Source organism: Kribbella steppae (genome assembly GCF_004342025.1).
In the GTDB taxonomy this organism is placed as follows: domain Bacteria; phylum Actinomycetota; class Actinomycetes; order Propionibacteriales; family Kribbellaceae; genus Kribbella; species Kribbella steppae.
Map to the genome: position 1 here is coordinate 355891 of NZ_SLWN01000004.1, position 19872 is coordinate 375762.

The window sequence follows — 19872 nt, forward strand, 5'->3', positions numbered from 1 at the left end:
GGTCACCCCTTGACTGCGCCGATGATGACGCCCTTGGTGAAGTGACGCTGGATGAACGGATAGACCAGCAGGACCGGCACGATCGCGATCACCACGATCGCCATCTTGATCGCCAGACTCGGCGCCGGCGCCATCCCCAGCCCGGTCCCGGACGCGATCCCGCCGGCCCCCGTCGGCAGCACCTGCGCCTGCACGATGTACGTCCGCAGCACCATCTGCAACGGCCACTTGTTGTTGTCGTTGATATACAAGAGCGCATTGAAGAACGCGTTCCAGTAGCCGACCGCGTAGAACAGCCCGACCACGGCCACCACCGCCTTCGACAGCGGCATCACGATCCGGCGCAGGATCGCGAACTCCCCCGCACCGTCGATCCGTGCACTGTCGATCAGCTCACCCGGGATGCCCATGAAGAACGACCGCATCACGATCAGGTTGAACGCCGACACCGCGGTCGGCAGGATCAGCGACGCATAGCTGTCGATCAGCCCGAGCGCGTTCACCACCAGGTAGCTCGGGATGATGCCCGGCCCGAACAGAAAGGTGAGCAGTACGACGAACAACAGCGGCCGGTGAAACAACGACCCCGGCCGCGACAGCCCGTACGCCGCGAGCACAGTGATCCCGAGGCTGAACGCCGTACCGACCGCCGTGATCACGACACTGATCACCAGCGCCCGCGTGACCACTCCACCGGACAGCAGTTGCGCGTACGCCGCCAACGTCAACTCTCGCGGTACGACGACCAGACCGCCGGCCCGAGTCACGGACTCCGTGGTGGACAGGCTCGTCACCACCACGACGTACAGCGGGAACGTCACCGCAAGCGCGACCAGCGCCAGCACCACCGGCCGGCTCAGCCGAGCGACCCTGGTCGGCTCCTCTTCCCAGATTGCTCTTGTCGTCATGAGCGGGAATACACCCCCTGCTCGCCCACCATGTGGGCGAATCGGTTGGCTACCAGGACGAGGACGAGTCCGACGACACCTTTGAAGAGGCCGGCCGCGGCGCCGTAGCCGAAGTCTCCGACGAGCAGACCCTGGTAGTAGACGTACGTGTCGAGCACCTCGGCCGCGTTTCCGCCAACGGCACTGCGCTGAAGGATGAACTGCTCGAAGCCGACCGTCAGTGCATCGCCGAGCCGGAGGATGAGCAGCAGCACGATGACCGGCCGCAGACCGGGCAGCGTGATGTGCCACAGCCGTCGCCAGCGGTTCGCACCGTCAGCCGCGGCCGCCTCGTAGAGGGCTGGGTTGATTGTCGACAATGCGGCCAGGAACACGATCATGCCCCAGCCGGCGTCCTTCCAGATCGACTGCGCGGTGACCAGCAGGATGAACGTGTCCGGCTTGGTCATCAGGTCGACCGCCTCGTAGCCGTTCGCCCGCAGCGACTGCGCGAGCAGACCGGCACCACCGATCATCTGCTGGAAGAGCGAGACGACGAGCACCCACGAGAAGAAGTGCGGCAGGTAGACGACACCCTGGATCAGCGTCCGGAGCCGGACCGACAGCACGCTGTTCAGCAGCAGCGCAAGCGCGATCGGGATCGGGAAGAAGAACGCCAGCTGGACGGCGGTGATGGTCAGTGTGTTCGCGACCGCCTTCCAGAACGCCGGCTCGGAGAACAGCCGGCTGAAGTTGGAAAACCCGACGAATTCGCTGCCCCGGATCCCGACGTACGGCGAATAGTCCTGGAACGCGATCACGTTGCCGAGGGTCGGGAAGTAGTGGAAGACGCCGAGCAACGCGATCACCGGCATCACCATCAGCAGCAGCGGCCAATCCCGCCGGAACCGATGCCGGAACCCCGCACCACCGCGACGGCGCCGGCCGCCCGACCCGGCGCCGGTCCGTGCCTCGGCCACCGGGTCCGCGCTCAGCGGGCGCTTAGCGACCGTTGTCACTGAGGACCTTGGTGTAGAAGTCGCGGCCTTCGTTACCGCCGTTGGTCTGCCACTCCTTGATCGCGGTCTTCAGCTCACTGACCGGGCGGCGGCCGCGGAAGATGTCCTGCAACGCGTCGTCGAACGGCTGGGCCAGCGCCGCCATCTTGGCCGGCTGCTCGACCCGGATCCCGTCGAACAGACTCTTCTGCTGCACCTTGGCGGCCGCGTTCTGCCAGGCGCTCATCGACTCGACGTACCCGGGATACTCGCTCTGGGTGATGGCTGTCGGCCGGCCGCCGAGGAAGATGTAGGTCTGCGACACCTCCTTCTGGCCCAGCGCGGTGAGCTTCGGCGCACCGGACGGCTGTTTGGTGTAGTGCGTGCCCTCCTTCCCGTACATGTAGAGCTGGTTCTCCTCGGTGCCGAACGGCGCGGCGGTGTAGTTGAGGACGCCGAGCAGCTCCTTCACGCGCGCTTCGCCGAGCCCCTTCTTCACGAAGGTGAAGATGCCGGCCGGGTCGCCGCCCCAGGTGATCGGCGTCCCACCGTCGTGGGCGAACGGCATCACCGGCTGCGGGTTGTACTTGGGGTTGATCGTGGCCTGGCGCTGCAACGACTCCTGCCAGCCGCCGAGCCCGTTCTGGCGGATCACCAGCTTGCCGCCCTCGAACAGCGCGTTCTGATCCGCGCCGGCGTTGCCGACCACCTCCGGGTGCACGTAGCCGGCTTGGAACAGCTTCCGGACGAAGGCCACCGCCTCCTTGAACTCCGGAGTCTCGATCTTGTTGACCAGCTTGCCGTCGGCGTCCTTACGCCAGTCGGACGGCGCTCCGAAGGCCCGGACCACCTCGTCGGAGACCGCGCCGAAAGCCCAGCGGTTCGCCTTCGCGTCGGTCAGTTGCTTGCCCAGCGCGAGCAGGTCATCGGCGTTCTTCGGCGCTTCGGCGCCGAACTGGTCGAAGATGTCCTTGCGGTACATCAGCATCCAGGGGAACCCGTCCGAGGGGAACGGCACCGCCTTGAGCTGGTTGTTCCAGACGCCGTACGCCCAGGCCCTGGTCGGCAGGTTGGCCAGCATCGGGTACGCCGACGCCTTGTCCCCGGCCAGATACGGCGTCAGGTCCTCGAACAGCTTGTCCACGGCCTGACCGAACCGGGTCAGCCCGGCGATGTTCCAGCCCGGGACGCAGAGCAGCTCGGGCACGTTGCCCGCGGCAAGGATCGGGCCGAGCTTGTCGCCATAGTCGTTGCCGTTCAGGATGTTGAACCGGACCGGCGCCCCGATGCGCTCGTTGTTCACGTCGTAGTAGCTGTTGTGGCCGAGGCCGGGCGGCATCGGGCTCCACAGCGGCGTCATCGCGGACACTTCCTTGCCGCTGGTGACCGCCTTGTCCGGGACGGCCCGCTTCAGCTCGGCCGGGTACTTCGTGAAGGCCGGGGAGGCGCCGTTCTCACCCGGCAGGTCCGGCTTGACCGACTCGTACGCGATGTACGTCGGCAGCAGCCCGGACAACTTGTCCTCGGCCTCGGCCCGGCCTGCGGTCGCCGACCCGGCGCTGCCGTCCGAGCACCCGGTCAGCGTGACGCCGCCGGCGGTCGCCGCGGCGCCCGCGCCGAGCAGGGAGATGAACGTCCGGCGGCTGGTCTGGCCGCTCACTGGTCCAGTCACGATGGCTCTCCTGGATTTCTTGGCCTAGAATTAGTTGGGCTAGTAGCCAAACAAATTAACCCAAGCACGAAGGCACGACAAGGTGTAGAACTGATCCAGCCGAACGAACCGACGGGACCGACCTTGAGCACACAGACCGCGGACCACACCGATATCCGCGCCACCAACCTGGCGGCGGTGCTGGGCTTCCTGCGCCGCCAGGCCCCGTGCTCACGGGCCGCGATCGCGTCCGGGACCGGGCTGAACAAGGCGACCGTGACGAGCATCGTCGGGGATCTGCTCGACCGGCGCCTGGTCCGCGAGACCCAGCAGACCCAGAACCACGTCGGCCGGCCCGCGACCTTGCTCGTCCTGGACGGGTCGGCGTACGCAGCGATCGGTCTGGAGGTCAGCGCGCGGGGTCTGAGTGCGCTCGCCTACGACACCGCCGGTGAGCAGGTACTGCGCTGGCACCGCGCCGGGCCTGGTGTCGATGCCGGGCCGGCGAAAACGATCGCTGCATTGGCGGCACTGGCTCGGCGGGCGATCACGACCGTGCAGTCGTCGGGTCGCCGCGTGCTGGGGATCACGGTCGGCGTGCCGGGATTGGTGAACCGAGACGGCGCCGTCGTACTGGCTGCCGGGCTCGGTTGGCGGGACGTGGCTCTGCAGGCGGATCTCGCGGCTGCGCTCGGGCGGCCGGACATCCCGGTGAACGTCGACAACGACGCGTCGCTCGCCGTACTGGCTGAGCATCTCTACGGCCCGTTGGCCGGCTCGGAGAACCTCATCGAACTGAACGGCGACACCGGAGTCGGGGCCGGCATCATCGTCGACGGCCGACCGCTGCGCGGGCACCTCGGGTACGTCGGTGAGATCGGTCATCTCCGCCTGGTCGCGGACGGACCCGTCTGCGGCTGTGGACGCCGCGGCTGCCTGGAAGCGCTCGCCAGCCTGCCGGCGATCCTGTCCCGGATCGACGGCCTGACCGACCCCGATCCGCAGATCCAGCTCGAGCACCTCATCCGCCGGGCCGACGCGGGCGAGGCCGCGGTCACCAAGGTCCTTGCCGAGGCCGGCACCCACCTGGGCCACGGCATCGCCGCCCTCGTCAACATCCTCAACCCGGGGTACGTCGTACTCGGTGGCTCCTACGCCCTGCTGGCCACCCACCTCTCCCCCACGATCACCAAGTCGCTGCACGAGTCCGCCATCGCCCCCGACGCCGGCGGCTGCACGATCGTCGCCTCGACCTTCCCCCACACCGCCACTCCCCTCGGCGCCACCGCCCAAGCGCTCGCGCCGCTCACGATGGGCCACCTCCCCAGCCTTGCGTGACACCTTTTGTGAACGCCGGAAAGCGTGTGCCAGGTCTTGACCTGCCCGGCTGAGAATGCAACCCTCTGATCACTCCGTCGTAGCAGGGCCGTCACTGGCCGAGACGGATTTTTTCGCCCAGACCGTCGAAGCGCTTCGATCGATTGACCGCGGTGAGCGTTCGAAGCGCTTCGACACCAGCCGCAGTGGAGTCGATCGCCGATGAGTACTCCAGCCACGAACCCACCGTTCCGCGACCCCGCGCGGCCGCTGCGGGAACGGCTTGACGATCTACTCGGCCGGCTCACCACCGGCGAGAAGCTGGCCCTGCTGCACCAGCACCAGGCGCCGGTCCAACGCCTCGGCCTGGACTCCTTCCGGACCGGCACCGAGGCACTGCACGGCGTCGCCTGGCACGGCCCGGCCACCGTGTTCCCGCAAGCCATCGGGCTGGCCACCACCTGGAACCCGGAACTGGTCCGCGCCGTCGGCTCCGCGGTCGGCGACGAGGTCCGCGTCTTCCACCAGAAGGACCCGGCCGCGGTCGGCCTGAACGTCTGGGCCCCGGTCGTCAACCCGCTCCGCGACCCGCGCTGGGGCCGTAACGAGGAGGGGTACGCCGAGGATCCCTGGCTGACCGGGGTCATCGCCACCGCGTACGGCCACGGCCTGACCGGCGATCACCCCACCCACCTCAAGACCGCCCCGACGCTCAAGCATTTCCTTGCCTACAACAACGAGACCGACCGCTGCACCACCTCGAGCAACCAGCCGCCGCGCGTCCTGCACGACTATGAGCTCCCCGCGTTCCGCGCACCGATCGAAGCCGGTGCAGCCGTCGCGGTCATGCCGTCGTACAACCTGGTGAACGGGCGGCCCGCGCATCTCAGCCCATTGATCAACGACGCGCTACGCAAGTACACCGGCCAGGACCTGCTCATTGTCAGTGATGCGTACGCGCCCAACAATCTGTACAGACTGCAGGCGTACTTCCCCGACGGTCCGACCGCGTACGCCGCGGCGCTCAAGGCCGGCGTGGACAGCTTCACTCAGGACGACACCGACGCCGGACCGTCGATCGAGAGACTCACCGAGGCCATCGACCGCGGCTTCATCACGGTTGACGATGTCGACACCGCGGTCCGGCACGCGCTCGCGATCCGGTTCCGTCTCGGCGAGTTCGACCCGCCGGAGCTCGACCCGTATCGCGCTCTCGAGCCGGATCTGGTCAGCTGCCCGGCCCATCGCCAACTTTCCCAGGAGGCGGCCCGGCAGTCGATCGTGCTGCTCAAGCACGAGTGCCAGGTGCTCCCTCTGAACGCCTCCGCGATCAAACGCCTCGCCGTCATCGGACCGCTCGCCAACACACTCTCGGAGGACTGGTACGCCGGGACCCTGCCGTACCAGATCAGCGCGTACGACGGCCTCGTCGAACGACTGGGCGCGGACCGGGTCGAGTACTGCGAGGGCGTCGATCGCATCGCGCTCCGCGTCGCCCACTCGACGTCGTACCTCTGCATCGGGGCGGACGGCGTACTGCGCGCTGACGCCGGTGAGGGCCGGCACTTCGACCTGTTCGACTGGGGTGGTGACGCGTGCGCGCTGCGGTCGGTGCGGAACGGGCGCCACCTGACTGTTGCCGACGACGGCTCATTGGTCGCGGATCAGCATGGCCCGAACGGCTGGGAGGTGAAGCAGACCTTCCGGCTGGTCGAAACGGGCGACACGGTTCAGGTGCTGCACCTGAACAGCGGCCGCTACCTGCACGTGGACGGCACGGTCAGCCTCAGCGACTCCGGGACGAGCTTCGAACTCGAGGTGCTGATCGACGGCGCCGCGGAGGCGGCGAGGGTCGCGGCGCGGGCGGACACCGCGATCGTTGTGCTTGGCAATCATCCGCTGGTCAACGGCCGGGAGACCGAGGATCGCGGAGACCTCGAACTCCCGAGAGCGCAGGACCGGCTCGTCCGTTCCGTGCATGGGGCGAACTCGAGCACGGTGCTGGTGATGACGAGCAGCTACCCGTTCGCGGTCAGCTGGGCGCAGCAGAACCTTCCGGCTCTGCTGTGGTCCAGCCATGGTGGGCAGGAGTACGGTCGCGCGTTGGCCGACGTACTCTTCGGCGACGCTGACCCGGCCGGGCGGCTGACGCAGACGTGGTACCACTCCGCCGCCGATCTGCCCGACCTGCTCGACTACGACATCATCGCGACGGACGCGACGTACCTGTACTACCGCGGGATGCCGCTTTACCCGTTCGGCCACGGTCTCAGCTACACGACTTTCACGTACGGCGACCTGCGCCTCAGCTCCACGTCGATCCCGGCGGACGGCGAAGTCCGTGTCACCTTCACGGTGACCAACACCGGCACCCGGGCGGGCAGCGAAGTCGCCCAGCTTTACACCCATCAGCAGCGTTCGCGGGTCAAACAACCACTGCGCCAACTGCGCGGCTTCCAGCGACTGTCGCTGCTTCCTGGTGAGAGCACCGACGTCGAGCTGACCATCGCCGCTGCCGACCTCGGCTTCTGGGACGTGACCAGGGACCGCCACTGCGTCGAGACCGCCCGGCACAGCATCATGGTCGGTCGCTCCAGCACCGACACCCGCCTCGCCGCAACGCTCGACGTCCGCGGCGAACATATCCCGCCGCGCCCGATCGACCACCTCGCCGCCACCAGCTTCGACGACTACTCCGCCATCACCCTCACCACCGCCACCCGCGACCGAGGCGACGCCGTCATCTCTCTCGAACCCGGCGCCTGGCTGTCATTCGACGATGTCGAGCTAGCGCACATGTCATACAAGGCATCCGTCGCCAACCGAGGAGCCACACCGGCGACGATCGAACTCCGGCTGGACGACCCCTTACATGGTGACTTGCTAGACAAGTTGCAGGTCTTACCGTCAGACAAGCTCACATCGCTAGCAGGTCAGCTGAGTGCAACCGGCGTACACACCGTCTACGTGGTCTTCTCGGCGGCGGATGTCGTATTGGAAGGGCTGGCGGCCGGTCCGGGGTGATCGACACGTCGGCGATAGGCGCCCGGTGGCACTCCGACCTCGCGTTTGAACGCGGTCGCGAAGGCGACGTCGGACTGGTAACCGACCTGTCCCGCGACAGTTGCGATGGTCGCCGCTGGATTCCGCATCAGCGATTTGGCCCGTTGTAATCGCAACAACAGCAGATAGCGCATCGGCGACTCACCGACGCTCGCGGTGAAGCGGGCTGCGAACGCCGCCCTGGACAGGCCCACCTTCGTGGCCAGGAGTGGCAGAGTCCACTGCTGCGCCAGATCCGCATGAAGGAGTGCGAGGGCTGTGGCCACCTGGGGATCCCGCAGTCCGGCGAGCCACCCCGACTGCTGCTCGCTCGCGACCTGGTGCCGCAAGGCACGGATCAGCAGCGCATCCGACAGCCGGGCCATGATGAGATCGCTGCCTGGGCCGGCGTCGAACGCCTCGGCGGCCAGGGCGTCGATGAGCGGAGCAACCCAGGGCAGCGGCCGGCCCCGGTCACCGGGGACGTGGATGATCCGTGGGATCGCGCGCAATGCCGGGTGGTCAGGCTCACCGACCACGAAGGCGCCGCAGACGACGATGGTATCCACAGAGTCTCCCCCGGCTCGCAACCGAGTGCCGGGCGTACGCATCGCGAGGTCGAAGCTGGACACGGTGGAACACTCGGCCCCGTTCCGGGCCCGGAGCACATGGAAGTCCCCGTGCGGAAAGATGACCATGTCGCCGGCCGCCAGCTCGAGCACCGTGCCGTCGTCCAGGCCGAGTTCGCACTCGCCCTGGGTGATCAGGTGGACGCCGCGCAGCCCCGGGTGATCGAACCGCACGCGGTACGGCGCGCCGAGCTCCAGCCAGCGGTAGCCGGCGCTCTCGAAACGCAGTTCACGAAGGATCGAACTCAGGAGATCCACGCAGCACCCCCTCGGCATCACCGAGACGAACGATGTAGTTTCGGAGACTATTACATATGGATCGTCCAGCGAGCGCGGACCTACCTTCGATGCGTTGACAGCCAACGAGAAGAGGGACGGGTCGATGTCGCCAGCAGATGACGGGCGTGAGTTCACAACCACAGTGGTGACCGGGGGAACCGGCGGGATCGGCCGCGCAGTCGCAGTCGCCCTGGCCACGCTCGGCCATCGGGTCATCATCGTCGGACGCAGTACGACGCGGGCGAAAGCCGTGCTGGCACAGCTCGAAACGCTCGCACCCGGCCGCGGCCACGAGTTCGTCGCAGCCGACCTGTCGTCGGTCGCCGAGACGGCGACGGCGGCCGACCGGATCGCCGCGACTGTCCGTCGACTCGACTCCCTGGTGTTGTGCGCCGGGGTCCTCTCTGTGGTCGCGGAGACCACAGATGAGGGCTTCGAGCGGACGTTCGTCCTCAACTACCTCTCGCGCTATCTCCTCATCCGCCGGTTGCTCCCAGACCTGGCGCAGGCACCGTCCGGCCGGGTGGTCCTGGTGGCCAACGCGGGGAAGTATCGCGACACGCTGAACCTGGACGACCTGCAACTGCGCGGCGGCGGGCGTGGAATCCAGGTCGCGGGCCGGACTCAGTTCGCGAACGACCTGCTCGCTGTGGAGCTGGCCGAGCAAGTGCGTGGCACCGCCGTGGAGGTGACCTGCGTCTACCCGGGCCTGGTCGCCACCGATGTCTTCACCAACGCGCGAGGGGTATCGCGCGCCGCTCGGTCGGTGGCCCTGACCTTGCAACGCCTCTTCGGCTCATCGCCCGCCACCGCCGCGGAGGTGCCGGTGTTCTTGGCGCAGGATCCCGCGGCGGTCGGCACGAATGGCGGCTTCTTCGGGCCCAAGGGGCGGCGACGGATTCCACCGCGAGCGTCGCGTCAAGATCGCCGTCGCGAGCTGTGGGCCCGCAGCGACGAACTCGTCCGGCCTTGGCTGACCGATGTCATCGGGCAACCAAGTTGACGGTGTAGTTCTCGCAGCTGCCTTCGATCACGCGGGTCTGCGGGCTGCCGTCGCGCAGGTTGAGCTCGATCACCGCACCCGGCAACCGTGCGAGCGTCGTTTGGCCTTCGGTTGGAGCGAACCAGCGGAGCTCCACGTTGTCCGACCAGTTGTACTCGGGCCGGTCGTCGACTGCGCCGATCGGGATCACAGCGCCCTCACGGACCAGGACCGGCAGACTGTCGAACCCGTGGGTCTGGTGGACCCACCGCGGGCCGGTGAACTGCTCGCCGCTGAGCAGATCAGTCCACGTGCCGGCCGGAAGATAGAAGGAGACCTCGCCGGTCGAGCTCATCACGGGCGCGACCAGGAGATCCGGCCCGAGCATGTACTGGCGATCCAGGTACGCAACGGCCGGGTCGTCGGGGAACTCCAGGACCATCGGCCGCATCATCGGTACGCCGTCCCGATGCGCCTCAGCCGCGGCCGTCATCAAGTACGGCATCAGCGACATCTTCAGCTTGGTGAACTTCCGCAGTACGTCGACCGCCTCCTCGTCGAACGCCCACGGCACCCGGTACGACGACGAGCCGTGCAGCCGCGAGTGCGACGACAGCAATCCGAACGGAACCCACCGCTTGAAGATCGCCGAATCGGGTGTGCCTTCGAATCCACCGATGTCGTGACTCCAGTAGCCGAATCCGGACGCCGCCAGCGACAACCCACCCCGCAACGACTCCGCCATCGCCTCGAACGTCGACTCGCAGTCGCCACCCCAATGCACCGGGAACTGCTGCCCGCCGGCCGTCGCCGAGCGCGCGTACAGAACGGCCTCGCCCTCGCCGCGGTTCTCCTCGAGCAGGCCGAAGACAGCCTCGTTGTAGAGGTGCGCGTAGTAGTTGTGCATCCGCTGCGGGTCCGAGCCGTCGTACCACGCGACGTCGGTCGGGATGCGTTCACCGAAGTCGGTCTTGAAGCAGTCGACACCCAGGTCGATCAGCGTCTGCAGCTTGGAGCGGTACCACGCGGTGGCATCCGGGTTGGTGAAGTCGACGATCGCCATACCGGCCTGCCACATGTCCCACTGCCAGACCGAACCGTCCGGACGCTTCAGCAGATAGCCGAGCCGGCGACCTTCTTCGAACAGGATCGACCGCTGGGCGATGTACGGGTTGATCCAGAGGCTGATGCGAAGCCCGCGGTCCTTCAGCCGGCGCAGCATCCCCTCCGGATCCGGGAACGCGACCGGGTCCCAGACGAAGTCGCACCAGTGGAACTGCCGCATCCAGAAGCAGTCGAAGTGGAAGACGCTCAACGGCAGGTCGCGCTCAGCCATCCCATCGACGAACGCGCTCGTCGTCTCCTCGCTGTAGTCGGTGGTGAACGACGTCGACAACCAGAGCCCCAAGGACCACGCGGGGACGCGGGCGGGCCGGCCGATGAGAGCGGTGTAGCGGTGGAGCACGTCCTTCGGGGTCGGCCCGGCGAAGACGTAGTACGACAACTCCTGGCCCTCGACGCTGAACTGGTTGCGCGACGTGACCTCGGAGCCGAGCTCGAACGACACATTGGCCGGCGTGTCGACCAGGACGCCGTACCCCTTGCTACTCAGGTAGAAAGGCACGTTCTTGTACGCCTGCTCGCTGGACGTGCCGCCGTCAGCATTCCAGGTGTCGACAATCTGACCGTTCTTCACCAGCGGCCCGAATCGCTCGCCGAGGCCGTAGATCGTCTCGCCGACACCGAGCGCGAGTTGCTCGTGCAGGAAGTGCCGGCCGTCCTGATCGGTGATCAGCCCAATGCTGCGCGCACCCGAGTTCGTCAGCGGCCGCCCGTCCTGCTCGAAGCGGACGTCCCACGGACCGTCCAGGCTGATGATCGCGCTCAGCTCACCCGATGTCAGCCGAGCCTCGGCCGGACCGACCTCCACCTTCACCGCATGCTCGTCGTCGGTGTTCAGCCGGTACGACGGACGCGCGGGCAGCCCACCGAGATGGTGCGCGATCCGGACGCCGATCACCCCGCGGGCAGGCGAGGAGAAGGTGACCGTGAACACCGGCTGGTTGAGGGTGTCACCGCGCCGGTCGATCCGCTTGGCCGGTGCGAACACGGTGAGCTCCCGCTCCCCCGCCTCCACACTCTCGACCTCGGCCGGTCGCAGGCGCGCCATCCCGGCCCGCAGCTGCCAATAACCGTCGGTGAACTTCATCAGGATCGGCCTCTCTCGAGCGGATGTCGAAGCGCTTCGACAGAGCTTACCCGGCAGGGACTGCTCGCAGTGTGGAAACCCGTGGCTGGTGAGACACCCTCCGGGTGAGGATGGACGGATGGAACTCTCGATCGTCCTGGCGTTCGTGGTCGCGGTGTTCTTCGTGAGTGTCGTGCCCGGCCCGGACATGCTGTTCATCGTCGCGAACGCGGCCGTCGGCGGACGACGGGCCGGAGTGGTCGCGGCGGCCGGGATGTCCACCGGACTGGCGGTGCACACGGTCGCGGCATCGCTCGGCCTCGGTGCGCTGATCCAGGCCGCGCCCCAGGTGCTGAACGGCGTACGCGTCGCCGGCGCCGCGTTCCTGCTGTATCTCGCCTACCTGACCTGGCGGGCGAGTCGGCAGGAGGTCAGCGAGGCCGGCGACGCGCTCGAGTTGCCGAAGCGGACGCTGCGGAAGACGTACGTGATGGCGACGCTGACGAACCTCGCCAACCCGAAGGTCATCCTGTTCTACCTGGCGTTCCTGCCGCAGTTCCTCACCACCGGCGCGGGCAGCTGGCCGGTCACCCTCCAGTTCCTGGTCCTCGGCGCGGTCTTCATCGCCGTCGGCTTCCCGGTCGACGCCTCCGCCGGTCTCCTGGCCGGCAGCCTCGCCACCACGCTGTTCCGCGCCGGTAGCAAGGTCCGCCGCCGCCTCGAACGCGTCTGCGCCGGTATCTTCACCGCCCTCGCCGCCCGCCTCGCCGCCGACATCCACTGACGTCTGGTGCAGGTGGGGGGTGTGGGGTCAAGCTGGGAGGCAGCACTCACCGACTGATGGAGGCGGTCCGATGAAGGCGGCGGCGGGTGACACAGTAATCGTCGAGGGCACCCATGTGAGCTCACACCGGCGGCAAGGCGAGATCGTCGAGGTCCACGATCCGAACGGCGCTCCGCCGTACCTGGTGCACTGGACGGACACCGACAGCGAGTCCCTCTTCTTCCCCGGTCCGGACGCGCACATCATCCACTCCGAGTGAGCTGGCGCAGCGTTCGGTGCCACGGGTTGGCGCGAAGCTGAGGATTGAGGAGCGCGGCCGCGACGCAGTACTTGCTGACCTGGATCGGGCGCACCTGCAGCTCGCGTAGGACCAGATCGGCCGCTCCCGCACGCCCTGCTGTCTTGCTCTCCACCAGTACGGCGGCCGGCAGCACGTCGACCGACGCTCGACCGTCGAAGAACCGCAGGTCGACGTCGCAGGTCATCCGCGCGTGCTCGACCCGGTCGACCAAGGTGCTCCGCCGGTACGTCGTGGTCAGCGCGGGCTGCAGTCGATCCACGATGCCGACGCCGTACGCCGTACGCAACTGCTCGGCGAGGAACTCCCAGGCCGGCTCGGTCAGCCGGGCCCGGTCCGCGAGCGAGTACGGCATCCGTGACTTGACCGTCTCGGACCGGTTGCCCTTCAGCTTCACCTCGAAGCTGCACTCCCCGCTGTCGAGGTAGGACCGCGTCCGCACCTTGTACCGGTACCGCCGCCGCTGGACGTGCTGCCGGTACAGCCCGAGGGACGGCGTGTCGAAGTACACCGACTCGTACCGGAAACTCCGCTGCCCGTCGATCTCCAGTACGCCGAACCGATCGCGCAACCGGGTCACCAACTCGACGAACGTCGCGATCGGCACCAGGTACTTGCGATCCACCCGCGTCTGCAACTCCGACTCCGCGAGCACCTTGTCGAGCGTGATCGGCGGCAACTGCGAAAGCGCCCCGGTCATCGCCGCCAGCAACCGGCGGCTCATGAGGCGAACCGCTCGAGGCGGCGTACGGCGTCGAACGCGTGCGGCGCGGGGGTACGCACCCGGTAGCGGACGTCGACGACCGTGGTGTCGGTGACCAGGTCGAGGTCGAGGACGACGAAGTACCGGATGTCGGCCCGGAGCAGCCGCTCCAGCGCCGGCCCGATCTCGTGGACGTCCGGGTAGGCCTGGTCGAGGACGACCTTCTGGCGGCGCGACCGGAGAGTGAGCCGCGGGTGATCGACGACGTACATCAGTGCGACCAGTAGGAAGCTCAGCGCGGGTGCGAGCCAGAACGGACCGGGATGCAGGCCGTTGACCAGACCCATCGCGAGCGAGATGAAGTAGTACGCGACCTCTTCCTGGGTGATCGAGTCCGAGCGGAGCCGGATGATCGAGAGGATGCCGAACAGGCCGAGCCCGAGTCCCATCCCGGCGCCGCTGCCGGCCAGCATCGCGGTGACCGCAAGTACGCCGACGTTGAGCGCGACGTACGCGAGCAGCAGGTCGCGCCGGTGGTAGCGGCGGAAGTAGGTGCCGTAGGCAAGCAGAGCGATCGCGAGCAGATCGGCGGGTATGGCGAGTCCCAGACCGGACATGGTTTCCTCCAGGTGAACGTTGGATGGACTCCACCTTTCCGCCCGGTGGTGAGACGTTCCTGAAGCCTCCGTGAGAGACCTCTCACGGAAGGAGGCGGTAGCCCATCCCACGCACGGTCTGGATGCGGTTCGCGCCGAGTTTGCGGCGTAGGTAGCGGATGTAGACGTCGACCACGTTGGAGCCCGGGTCGAAGTCGAATCCCCAGACCTGGGAGAGAAGTTGCTCGCGGGACAGCACCTGGTCGGGGTGCCGGCAGAAGACTTCAGCCAGCAGGAACTCGCGCGCGGTCAGCTCGACGGTCGCACCGTCGACGAGGGCGCGGCGGGTGCGCAGGTCCAGGCTGAGGTCGCCGACCTGCAGGATGTTGGCGTCCGGCGTACCTTCGCTGCGCAGCCTGAGGCGCACGCGGGCGAGGAGTTCCTCGAAGGCGAACGGCTTGGCGATGTAGTCGTCCGCACCGCCTTCCAGACCGGCGACTGTGTCACGCACGCTGTCCCGTGCGGTCAGGATCACCACCGGCATCGTCACCCTTGCCTCGCGCAACCGTCGGAGCACGGTGAACCCGTCCACTCGCGGCAGGCCGATATCCAGGATCAGCAGGTCGTAGGCGCCACTGGCACCTTCCTGGTACGCCGTTTCGCCGTCGCCGACCACCGTCGTCACGAACCCGTTACTCCGCAGACCGCGATCAACGAATGACGCGATCCGCTCCTCGTCCTCGGCAATCAGGATCCGGTTCATCGCACGCCCACTTCCTCGCTCACCGGCAGGGTCAACTCGAAGCGTGCACCCGGCCCGGGCGCCAGCCGTACGTCACCGCCGTGACCCTGCGCGATCGAGCGTACGATCGCCAGCCCGAGTCCGGCGCCTTCGGTCCTGCGCTGATCGTTGCCTCGGGCAAATCTCTCGAAGATCCGCTCACGGTCCTCCGGCGCCACCCCCGGCCCGGAATCGACCACCCACAGCAGCGCACTCCCGTCGGCATCGAGTTGCGAGCCGACCTCGATCCGGTCGCCGGTCTTCGTGTGCCGGACCGCGTTCGACACCAGCTGCATCAGCGCCTGGGTCAACCGCTGACCGTCGGCCACGATCGTCGCGTCGGCCGTCGCGGCCACCCGCCAGGCACGATCCGCCAACGGCCGGGCCTTCGCGACCACCTCGACCACGAGCTCGGTCAGGTTGACCTCGCCGAGTTCGAGGAATCCGGGGCGGTCGCTCTTCGCCAGCACCAGCAGATCGTCGACCATCCGGTTCATCCGGGCCAGTTCGTCCAGCACCAGGGCCTTGGTCTCCGCCCGGTCGCGCGGGTCGTCCCCCATCAGCTCCAGGTGACCGCGGATCACCGTGATCGGCGTCCGCAGCTCGTGCCCGGCGTTGTCGACGAACTCGCGCTGCGAGGTGAACGCGTCCTCCAGCCGGTCCAGCATCGTGTTGAACGTGCGGGCCAGCTGCGCGACATCATCGTTGCCGACGACATCGATCCGGCGGCGCAGGTCGGAGTCGCTGATCCGCTCCGCGGTGGTGCGCAACTGCCGGATCGGCGCGAGCACCCGGCCGGTGACCAGCCAGCAGCCGCCCGCGGCCATCGCCAGGATGATCGCGCCGATGATCACCAGCCACCGGGCCGCGTCCATCGACGGTTTGGCGATCACGTCGCGGAATTCGAGCACGACCAGCCGCGCGCGGACCGGCTGCTCCCCGATCTGCACCGGGATGACGCCGTACCGGACCCGTCCGGCCGGGCTGTCGATCCAGCCGTACGACGGTTCGGTCGCGTCGGCCAGACGTCGTACGAAGGTCGCGTCGGTGTCGAGCCGGGCTGGCGGGGTGCCCTGGCTGCGATGGTACTCGCGGCCGTCGACGATGGTGAAGAACGCCTCGGAGTCGTCCGGCAGGTTGCTCTGCAACCAGCGGTCGAGCAGAGCCTCGGGCCGCGTGAAGGACGCGGCCGCCTGGGACTTCGCGAAGGCGCGGAACTTGTTCGCCTCGTGGGTCAGTTCGTCGTCCGCGGCGGCGTCGGCGCGGGCCGCGAGGACCTGCCAGGTGAGAAACACCAGTGCGGAGAGTGCGAGTGCGAGCACACCGAACAACCAGCCGATGATCCGCACCCGGGCGCTGACCACCGGCAGCCGCCGGCCATCACCCATCGTCGTCGTCCGGGTCGTCCACGCCATCGTCGTCATCGTCCGGCCCGGCGGTCTGCGCGGGGGGCGGCGACACCGGTTCGGCACCTGTGGTGCTCGTCACCGTGGGCTTCGTCGGCGTCGGCGTGGGGGTCGGCGTCGGCGTTGGCGTCGTACTGGATCCGGCTGGTACCACGACCGTCTCGCCGAGCTCAGGCGACGACCGCTCGGCCAGGTACCGGGGCAGCAGAACACCGGCCACCACCAGCACACCGGCGACGACCGCGTAGATCACGCGTGGGGACCGCATCCTCAAAGCCTGCGATCTCTCCCGGAGAACCACATGAGCCGAAGATTACAGATTTCTCATGATCAGGAGGCTCGGGGTACCGAAGGACAGGACGTATCGGGTCTGGATCGAGGTGCTCACGCGGGGCAGGGCGCGGAGAAGGCGACTACCTCCTGTCCTTCGGTCCCGGTATTCCGGTTGCCCGGTGGGAGCTGAGCCGAAAGGATCGTGGCTATGACCGACCAACGCCCTGTGGCACTCATCACCGGCGTCGGCCGCACCGTGGGGATCGGCGCCGGCCTCGCCCGCAAGCTCGCGGCCTCCGGCTGGGACATCGCCTTCACCTACTGGACCGCGTACGACGAGCGGATGACGTGGGGCGTGCAGTCGGGCGCGACGCAGGAGATCACCGAGGAACTTCGCAGCCTCGGCGCGACCGCGGTGCCGATCGAGGCCGATCTGGTCGACCCCGCCGCGCCCGAGCGGATCTTCGACGAGGCGGAGAAGCATCTGGGCAACGTCACCGCGCTCGTCATGTGCCACTGCGAATCGGTCAACTCGAGCATCCTCGACACGACCGTCGAGAGCTTCGACCGGCACTTCGCCGTGAACGCGCGGGCGACGTGGCTGCTGATCCGCGAGTTCGGGCGCCGCTTCACCGGCGTACCCGGGACCGGACGGATCATCGCGCTCACCAGCGATCACACCGTCCACAACCTCCCGTACGGCGCGAGCAAGGGTGCACTGGATCGCATCACAATGGCCGCCGCCCACGAACTCGCCCATCTCGGCATCAGTGCGAACGTGGTCAACCCCGGCCCGGTCGACACCGGCTGGATGAGCGACGAGATCCGCGCCAGCGGAATCAAGCAGACGCCGCTCGGCCGCCTCGGCACTCCACAGGACACCGCTAACCTGGTCGACTTCCTCTGCTCCGAGCAGGGCCAATGGATCAACGGCCAGCTACTCCTGAGCAACGGCGGCTTCGCGTAGTCGGGTCTGCCTAGGCCGGTAGAGTTCGGCGGCGCCGGCGGCCAGGGTCAGGGACAGGACGAGGAAGCCGCCGTAGAGATACCAAGGGTTGATCGACTCGCCGTTGAGGCTCGCCCACAGGGCACCGTGCGAGAGCAGAATGCCGGCGGCGCCGGCCAGGCGGGCCCACAGGTGGTGGAGGTAGAGCAGACCACCCAGGAGGAACGCGGGCAGGAAGACCATCCCGGCACCGGCGAAGGTGGGCAGGCACAGTACGGCGAGGGCCCGCCACCACCGGGATCGGCCGGCCTGGCGGACGCCGTACAGGATGCCGAGCGTGAGGCCGGTGATGCTCGTGAACCCGAGGATCGTGGCGGTGCCGGCCCAGGTGAACTGCGGTTCGGTCGAAATCAGCCGCATCCACGTTCGGGCGGCGATACCCCACAGCAGACCGAAGCCGAGCCCGGCCGCGGCCGAGCGTGGAACGCTCAGGCGACGCGGACCAGACTCTCTCGACTGCTGAATGGTCACCAAGCCAAGGGTAGGCACGCCAGCCGTTGGCCGGCGGCACCATGGTGATCGGTCGGCTTCTCATGGATGACGACCGACCGGTTGCCCGGCAGGGGAGTGAAGGGTACGACGGTCATCGCGTTGCCGGCGCCGGATGGGCTGACGGTGAAGTCGAACCAGATCTCGGTGCTGGGGTTGACGCGCGGCGGGACCGTCCCGGCGATGGTGTCGGTGTTGTAGTGCGGACCGGCCGCCGCGCCGTCACCAGCGACGCACGGGCCGGCATGCAGATGAGCACCGAACGATCGTCCAGCCTTGGACGTGTCGATCCCCCGCACCTGAAGGATCGCCAGGGTCGAGTCGCCGTGTGACACCAGCACCGCGAGAGCCCGCGCCTTGTCGAACGGCCCGCTCGTGGTTGGCGCCAGGTCGCGGAGGTCGTCGTGCGCAGTGACGACGCCCGTCTCTACCAAAGGTGCTGCCTGCGCCGCAGTTGGTATTGCCAGTGCGGTGACGGCCAGAACGGCCAGTGTGCTGCGAAGAACTGCTGTCATGACTCCCTCGAGATCCGTACGAACCGGAAACCGTCGCAGGCGGGTGACAGTGCCCAAATCCTGCCGCAACCCAGGCAATGCCCGGCTACCGGGTGGGTCTGGCGAGCGTTGAGGCGGCTTGTTGGAGGGTGGTGAGGACAGTGCGGACTGCTTGGCGGGCGGTGCGTTCGGGGCGGTGGAGGGCGTCGATGTGGCGGCGGGCGTGGACGCCGCGGAGGGGGCGGAGGACGACGGATGGGTGGCGGCGGGCGGTCCAGCGCGGGAGGAGGGCGATGCCGCCGCCGGCCGCGACCACTTCGGCGACGACGGTGAACTCGTTGATGCGGTGGACCAGGTCGAGGCGATGGTTGGCGGCGGCACCGATCGCCTCGATGGTGGCCATCAGCGGGAAGCCGTCGTGGACGGTGATCCAGGGTTCGTGAGCCACGTCGCGCGGAGTCAGTTGACGTTTGGCAGCCAACGGGTGGTCGACGGGTAAGGCGACGTCGAGGGGTTCGTGGAGTAACGAGGTGACGGCGACCGTACGCGGCCAAGCGGCGCCGTGGTCGAGGCGGTGTGCGAGGACGACGTCGTACTCGCGGGCCAGCAACGGGAACTCGTCCTGCGGGACGTCCTCGTCGTGCAGGCTGAGCTGTGGAGCGGCGTCGGCGCGCAGCAGCAACGGAAAGAACGTCGCCGCGGCACTGTGGAAGGCAGCGACCGACACGACACCATCGGGCTGTTCGATGAAGTCGTCGACGGTGTGCCGCGCCTTGGCCAGCGCGCTCTCCACGTCGGCCGCCGCGCCGGCGAGCGCGCGCCCGGCCGCGGTGAGAACGACCCGTCGGCCGTCGCGTTCGGTCAGCGGGACCGGGATCGACCGCTGCAACAGCCTGAGCTGCTGTGAGATCGCCGACGGCGTCACCAGCAACGCCTCCGCGGCAGCGGTCACGCTCCCCAACTCGCCGACTTCCCGGAGCACCCGCAACTGTCGCTCGTCCATTCCTACACTGTAGGCCTGCTTCAAGGTCGGTTAAGAAGTTGGTACTTGGCTTCACCGTCGTGACCG

At 67.9% G+C, this 19872-nt stretch carries 19 protein-coding genes; 6 read left to right on the top strand and 13 right to left on the bottom strand.

What is annotated here, in order from left to right; translation table 11 throughout:
- Positions 1 to 2: 2 nt before the first annotated feature.
- The 3 genes from EV652_RS13710 to EV652_RS13720 are packed head-to-tail and all read right to left on the bottom strand — an operon-like array spanning position 3 to position 3557.
- Positions 3 to 908, bottom strand: a complete 906-nt coding sequence (locus EV652_RS13710) for a carbohydrate ABC transporter permease (protein WP_132209472.1) — start codon at positions 906 to 908, stop codon at positions 3 to 5.
- A complete protein-coding gene (locus EV652_RS13715; RefSeq protein WP_242001744.1) occupies positions 905 to 1906 on the bottom strand; it encodes an ABC transporter permease in 1002 nt (333 codons plus the stop codon). Before EV652_RS13715 ends, EV652_RS13710 begins: the two co-directional genes overlap by 4 nt.
- Positions 1890 to 3557 (bottom strand): type 2 periplasmic-binding domain-containing protein, encoded by a 1668-nt coding sequence (locus tag EV652_RS13720; protein WP_132209473.1) that lies wholly within the window; start codon positions 3555 to 3557, stop codon positions 1890 to 1892. The genes EV652_RS13715 and EV652_RS13720 overlap by 17 nt, the downstream gene beginning before the upstream one ends.
- Before the next feature lie 123 nt (positions 3558 to 3680).
- Here EV652_RS13720 and EV652_RS13725 point away from each other — a divergent pair, with 123 nt between their 5' ends.
- Together EV652_RS13725 and EV652_RS13730 are read left to right on the top strand one after the other, a co-directional pair.
- Positions 3681 to 4874: an ROK family transcriptional regulator gene (locus tag EV652_RS13725; protein WP_132209474.1), complete on the top strand. Its 1194-nt coding sequence runs from the start codon at positions 3681 to 3683 to the stop codon at positions 4872 to 4874.
- A 201-nt stretch (positions 4875 to 5075) separates the two neighbouring features.
- Entirely contained in the window at positions 5076 to 7877 is a 2802-nt protein-coding gene (locus EV652_RS13730) for a glycoside hydrolase family 3 C-terminal domain-containing protein (RefSeq protein WP_132209475.1), read from the top strand.
- Here EV652_RS13730 and EV652_RS13735 read toward each other — a convergent pair.
- Positions 7817 to 8782 carry an AraC family transcriptional regulator gene (locus tag EV652_RS13735; RefSeq protein WP_242001745.1) on the bottom strand — a complete coding sequence of 322 codons (966 nt, stop codon included), beginning with the start codon at positions 8780 to 8782 and terminating at the stop codon, positions 7817 to 7819. The genes EV652_RS13730 and EV652_RS13735 overlap by 61 nt on opposite strands.
- A gap of 124 nt (positions 8783 to 8906) precedes the next feature.
- Between EV652_RS13735 and EV652_RS13740 the strand changes: the two genes are divergently transcribed.
- Complete coding sequence (locus EV652_RS13740) at positions 8907 to 9806, top strand: SDR family NAD(P)-dependent oxidoreductase (RefSeq protein WP_132209476.1); 900 nt, start codon at positions 8907 to 8909, stop codon at positions 9804 to 9806.
- Here EV652_RS13740 and yicI read toward each other — a convergent pair.
- Complete coding sequence (gene yicI, locus EV652_RS13745) at positions 9787 to 11994, bottom strand: alpha-xylosidase (RefSeq protein WP_132209477.1); 2208 nt, start codon at positions 11992 to 11994, stop codon at positions 9787 to 9789. The genes EV652_RS13740 and yicI overlap by 20 nt on opposite strands.
- Before the next feature lie 118 nt (positions 11995 to 12112).
- Between yicI and EV652_RS13750 the strand changes: the two genes are divergently transcribed.
- Entirely contained in the window at positions 12113 to 12757 is a 645-nt protein-coding gene (locus EV652_RS13750; RefSeq protein ID WP_132209478.1) for a LysE family translocator, read from the top strand.
- A 70-nt stretch (positions 12758 to 12827) separates the two neighbouring features.
- Complete coding sequence (locus tag EV652_RS13755) at positions 12828 to 13016, top strand: DUF1918 domain-containing protein (protein WP_132209479.1); 189 nt, start codon at positions 12828 to 12830, stop codon at positions 13014 to 13016.
- Here the strand turns inward: EV652_RS13755 and EV652_RS13760 are convergent.
- The 5 genes from EV652_RS13760 to EV652_RS13780 all read right to left on the bottom strand — a co-directional run bounded on the left by EV652_RS13760 (position 13000) and on the right by EV652_RS13780 (position 16809).
- On the bottom strand, positions 13000 to 13779 hold the full coding sequence (locus tag EV652_RS13760) for a polyphosphate polymerase domain-containing protein (protein ID WP_132209480.1): 780 nt from the start codon (positions 13777 to 13779) through the stop codon (positions 13000 to 13002). The genes EV652_RS13755 and EV652_RS13760 overlap by 17 nt on opposite strands.
- Positions 13776 to 14375 carry a DUF4956 domain-containing protein gene (locus tag EV652_RS13765; RefSeq protein WP_132209481.1) on the bottom strand — a complete coding sequence of 200 codons (600 nt, stop codon included), beginning with the start codon at positions 14373 to 14375 and terminating at the stop codon, positions 13776 to 13778. The genes EV652_RS13760 and EV652_RS13765 overlap by 4 nt, the downstream gene beginning before the upstream one ends.
- Positions 14376 to 14457: 82 nt before the next feature.
- The gene (locus EV652_RS13770) at positions 14458 to 15117 is read right to left on the bottom strand and encodes a response regulator transcription factor (protein WP_132209482.1); all 660 of its coding nucleotides are present in this window, start codon (positions 15115 to 15117) and stop codon (positions 14458 to 14460) included.
- The gene (locus tag EV652_RS13775) at positions 15114 to 16550 is read right to left on the bottom strand and encodes a sensor histidine kinase (RefSeq protein WP_242001746.1); all 1437 of its coding nucleotides are present in this window, start codon (positions 16548 to 16550) and stop codon (positions 15114 to 15116) included. The genes EV652_RS13770 and EV652_RS13775 overlap by 4 nt, the downstream gene beginning before the upstream one ends.
- Complete coding sequence (locus EV652_RS13780; protein ID WP_199238169.1) at positions 16516 to 16809, bottom strand: hypothetical protein; 294 nt, start codon at positions 16807 to 16809, stop codon at positions 16516 to 16518. Before EV652_RS13780 ends, EV652_RS13775 begins: the two co-directional genes overlap by 35 nt.
- A 213-nt stretch (positions 16810 to 17022) precedes the next feature.
- Here EV652_RS13780 and EV652_RS13785 point away from each other — a divergent pair, with 213 nt between their 5' ends.
- Complete coding sequence (locus EV652_RS13785) at positions 17023 to 17781, top strand: SDR family oxidoreductase (RefSeq protein WP_132209483.1); 759 nt, start codon at positions 17023 to 17025, stop codon at positions 17779 to 17781.
- On the opposite strand, the gene EV652_RS13790 is transcribed toward EV652_RS13785, so the two are convergent.
- The 3 genes from EV652_RS13790 to EV652_RS13800 all read right to left on the bottom strand — a co-directional run bounded on the left by EV652_RS13790 (position 17752) and on the right by EV652_RS13800 (position 19806).
- Entirely contained in the window at positions 17752 to 18291 is a 540-nt protein-coding gene (locus tag EV652_RS13790; RefSeq protein ID WP_132209484.1) for a hypothetical protein, read from the bottom strand. The two genes, EV652_RS13785 and EV652_RS13790, sit on opposite strands and share 30 nt — an antisense overlap.
- Complete coding sequence (locus tag EV652_RS13795) at positions 18288 to 18824, bottom strand: superoxide dismutase family protein (RefSeq protein ID WP_132209485.1); 537 nt, start codon at positions 18822 to 18824, stop codon at positions 18288 to 18290. The genes EV652_RS13790 and EV652_RS13795 overlap by 4 nt, the downstream gene beginning before the upstream one ends.
- Before the next feature lie 85 nt (positions 18825 to 18909).
- Positions 18910 to 19806, bottom strand: coding sequence for a LysR family transcriptional regulator (locus tag EV652_RS13800; RefSeq protein ID WP_132209486.1), 897 nt, complete (start codon positions 19804 to 19806; stop codon positions 18910 to 18912).
- Between the last annotated feature and the right edge of the window lie 66 nt (positions 19807 to 19872).

Coding starts and splice junctions, on each gene's coding strand:
- EV652_RS13710 (WP_132209472.1), bottom strand. CDS start 908: ATGACGACAAGAGCAATCTGGGAAGAGGAGCCGACCAGGGTCGCTCGG.
- EV652_RS13730 (WP_132209475.1), top strand. CDS start 5,076: ATGAGTACTCCAGCCACGAACCCACCGTTCCGCGACCCCGCGCGGCCG.
- EV652_RS13740 (WP_132209476.1), top strand. CDS start 8,907: ATGTCGCCAGCAGATGACGGGCGTGAGTTCACAACCACAGTGGTGACC.
- yicI (WP_132209477.1), bottom strand. CDS start 11,994: ATGAAGTTCACCGACGGTTATTGGCAGCTGCGGGCCGGGATGGCGCGC.
- EV652_RS13750 (WP_132209478.1), top strand. CDS start 12,113: ATGGAACTCTCGATCGTCCTGGCGTTCGTGGTCGCGGTGTTCTTCGTG.
- EV652_RS13755 (WP_132209479.1), top strand. CDS start 12,828: ATGAAGGCGGCGGCGGGTGACACAGTAATCGTCGAGGGCACCCATGTG.
- EV652_RS13760 (WP_132209480.1), bottom strand. CDS start 13,779: ATGAGCCGCCGGTTGCTGGCGGCGATGACCGGGGCGCTTTCGCAGTTG.
- EV652_RS13765 (WP_132209481.1), bottom strand. CDS start 14,375: ATGTCCGGTCTGGGACTCGCCATACCCGCCGATCTGCTCGCGATCGCT.
- EV652_RS13770 (WP_132209482.1), bottom strand. CDS start 15,117: ATGAACCGGATCCTGATTGCCGAGGACGAGGAGCGGATCGCGTCATTC.
- EV652_RS13775 (WP_242001746.1), bottom strand. CDS start 16,550: ATGGCGTGGACGACCCGGACGACGACGATGGGTGATGGCCGGCGGCTG.
- EV652_RS13780 (WP_199238169.1), bottom strand. CDS start 16,809: ATGCGGTCCCCACGCGTGATCTACGCGGTCGTCGCCGGTGTGCTGGTG.
- EV652_RS13785 (WP_132209483.1), top strand. CDS start 17,023: ATGACCGACCAACGCCCTGTGGCACTCATCACCGGCGTCGGCCGCACC.
- EV652_RS13795 (WP_132209485.1), bottom strand. CDS start 18,824: ATGACAGCAGTTCTTCGCAGCACACTGGCCGTTCTGGCCGTCACCGCA.
- EV652_RS13800 (WP_132209486.1), bottom strand. CDS start 19,806: ATGGACGAGCGACAGTTGCGGGTGCTCCGGGAAGTCGGCGAGTTGGGG.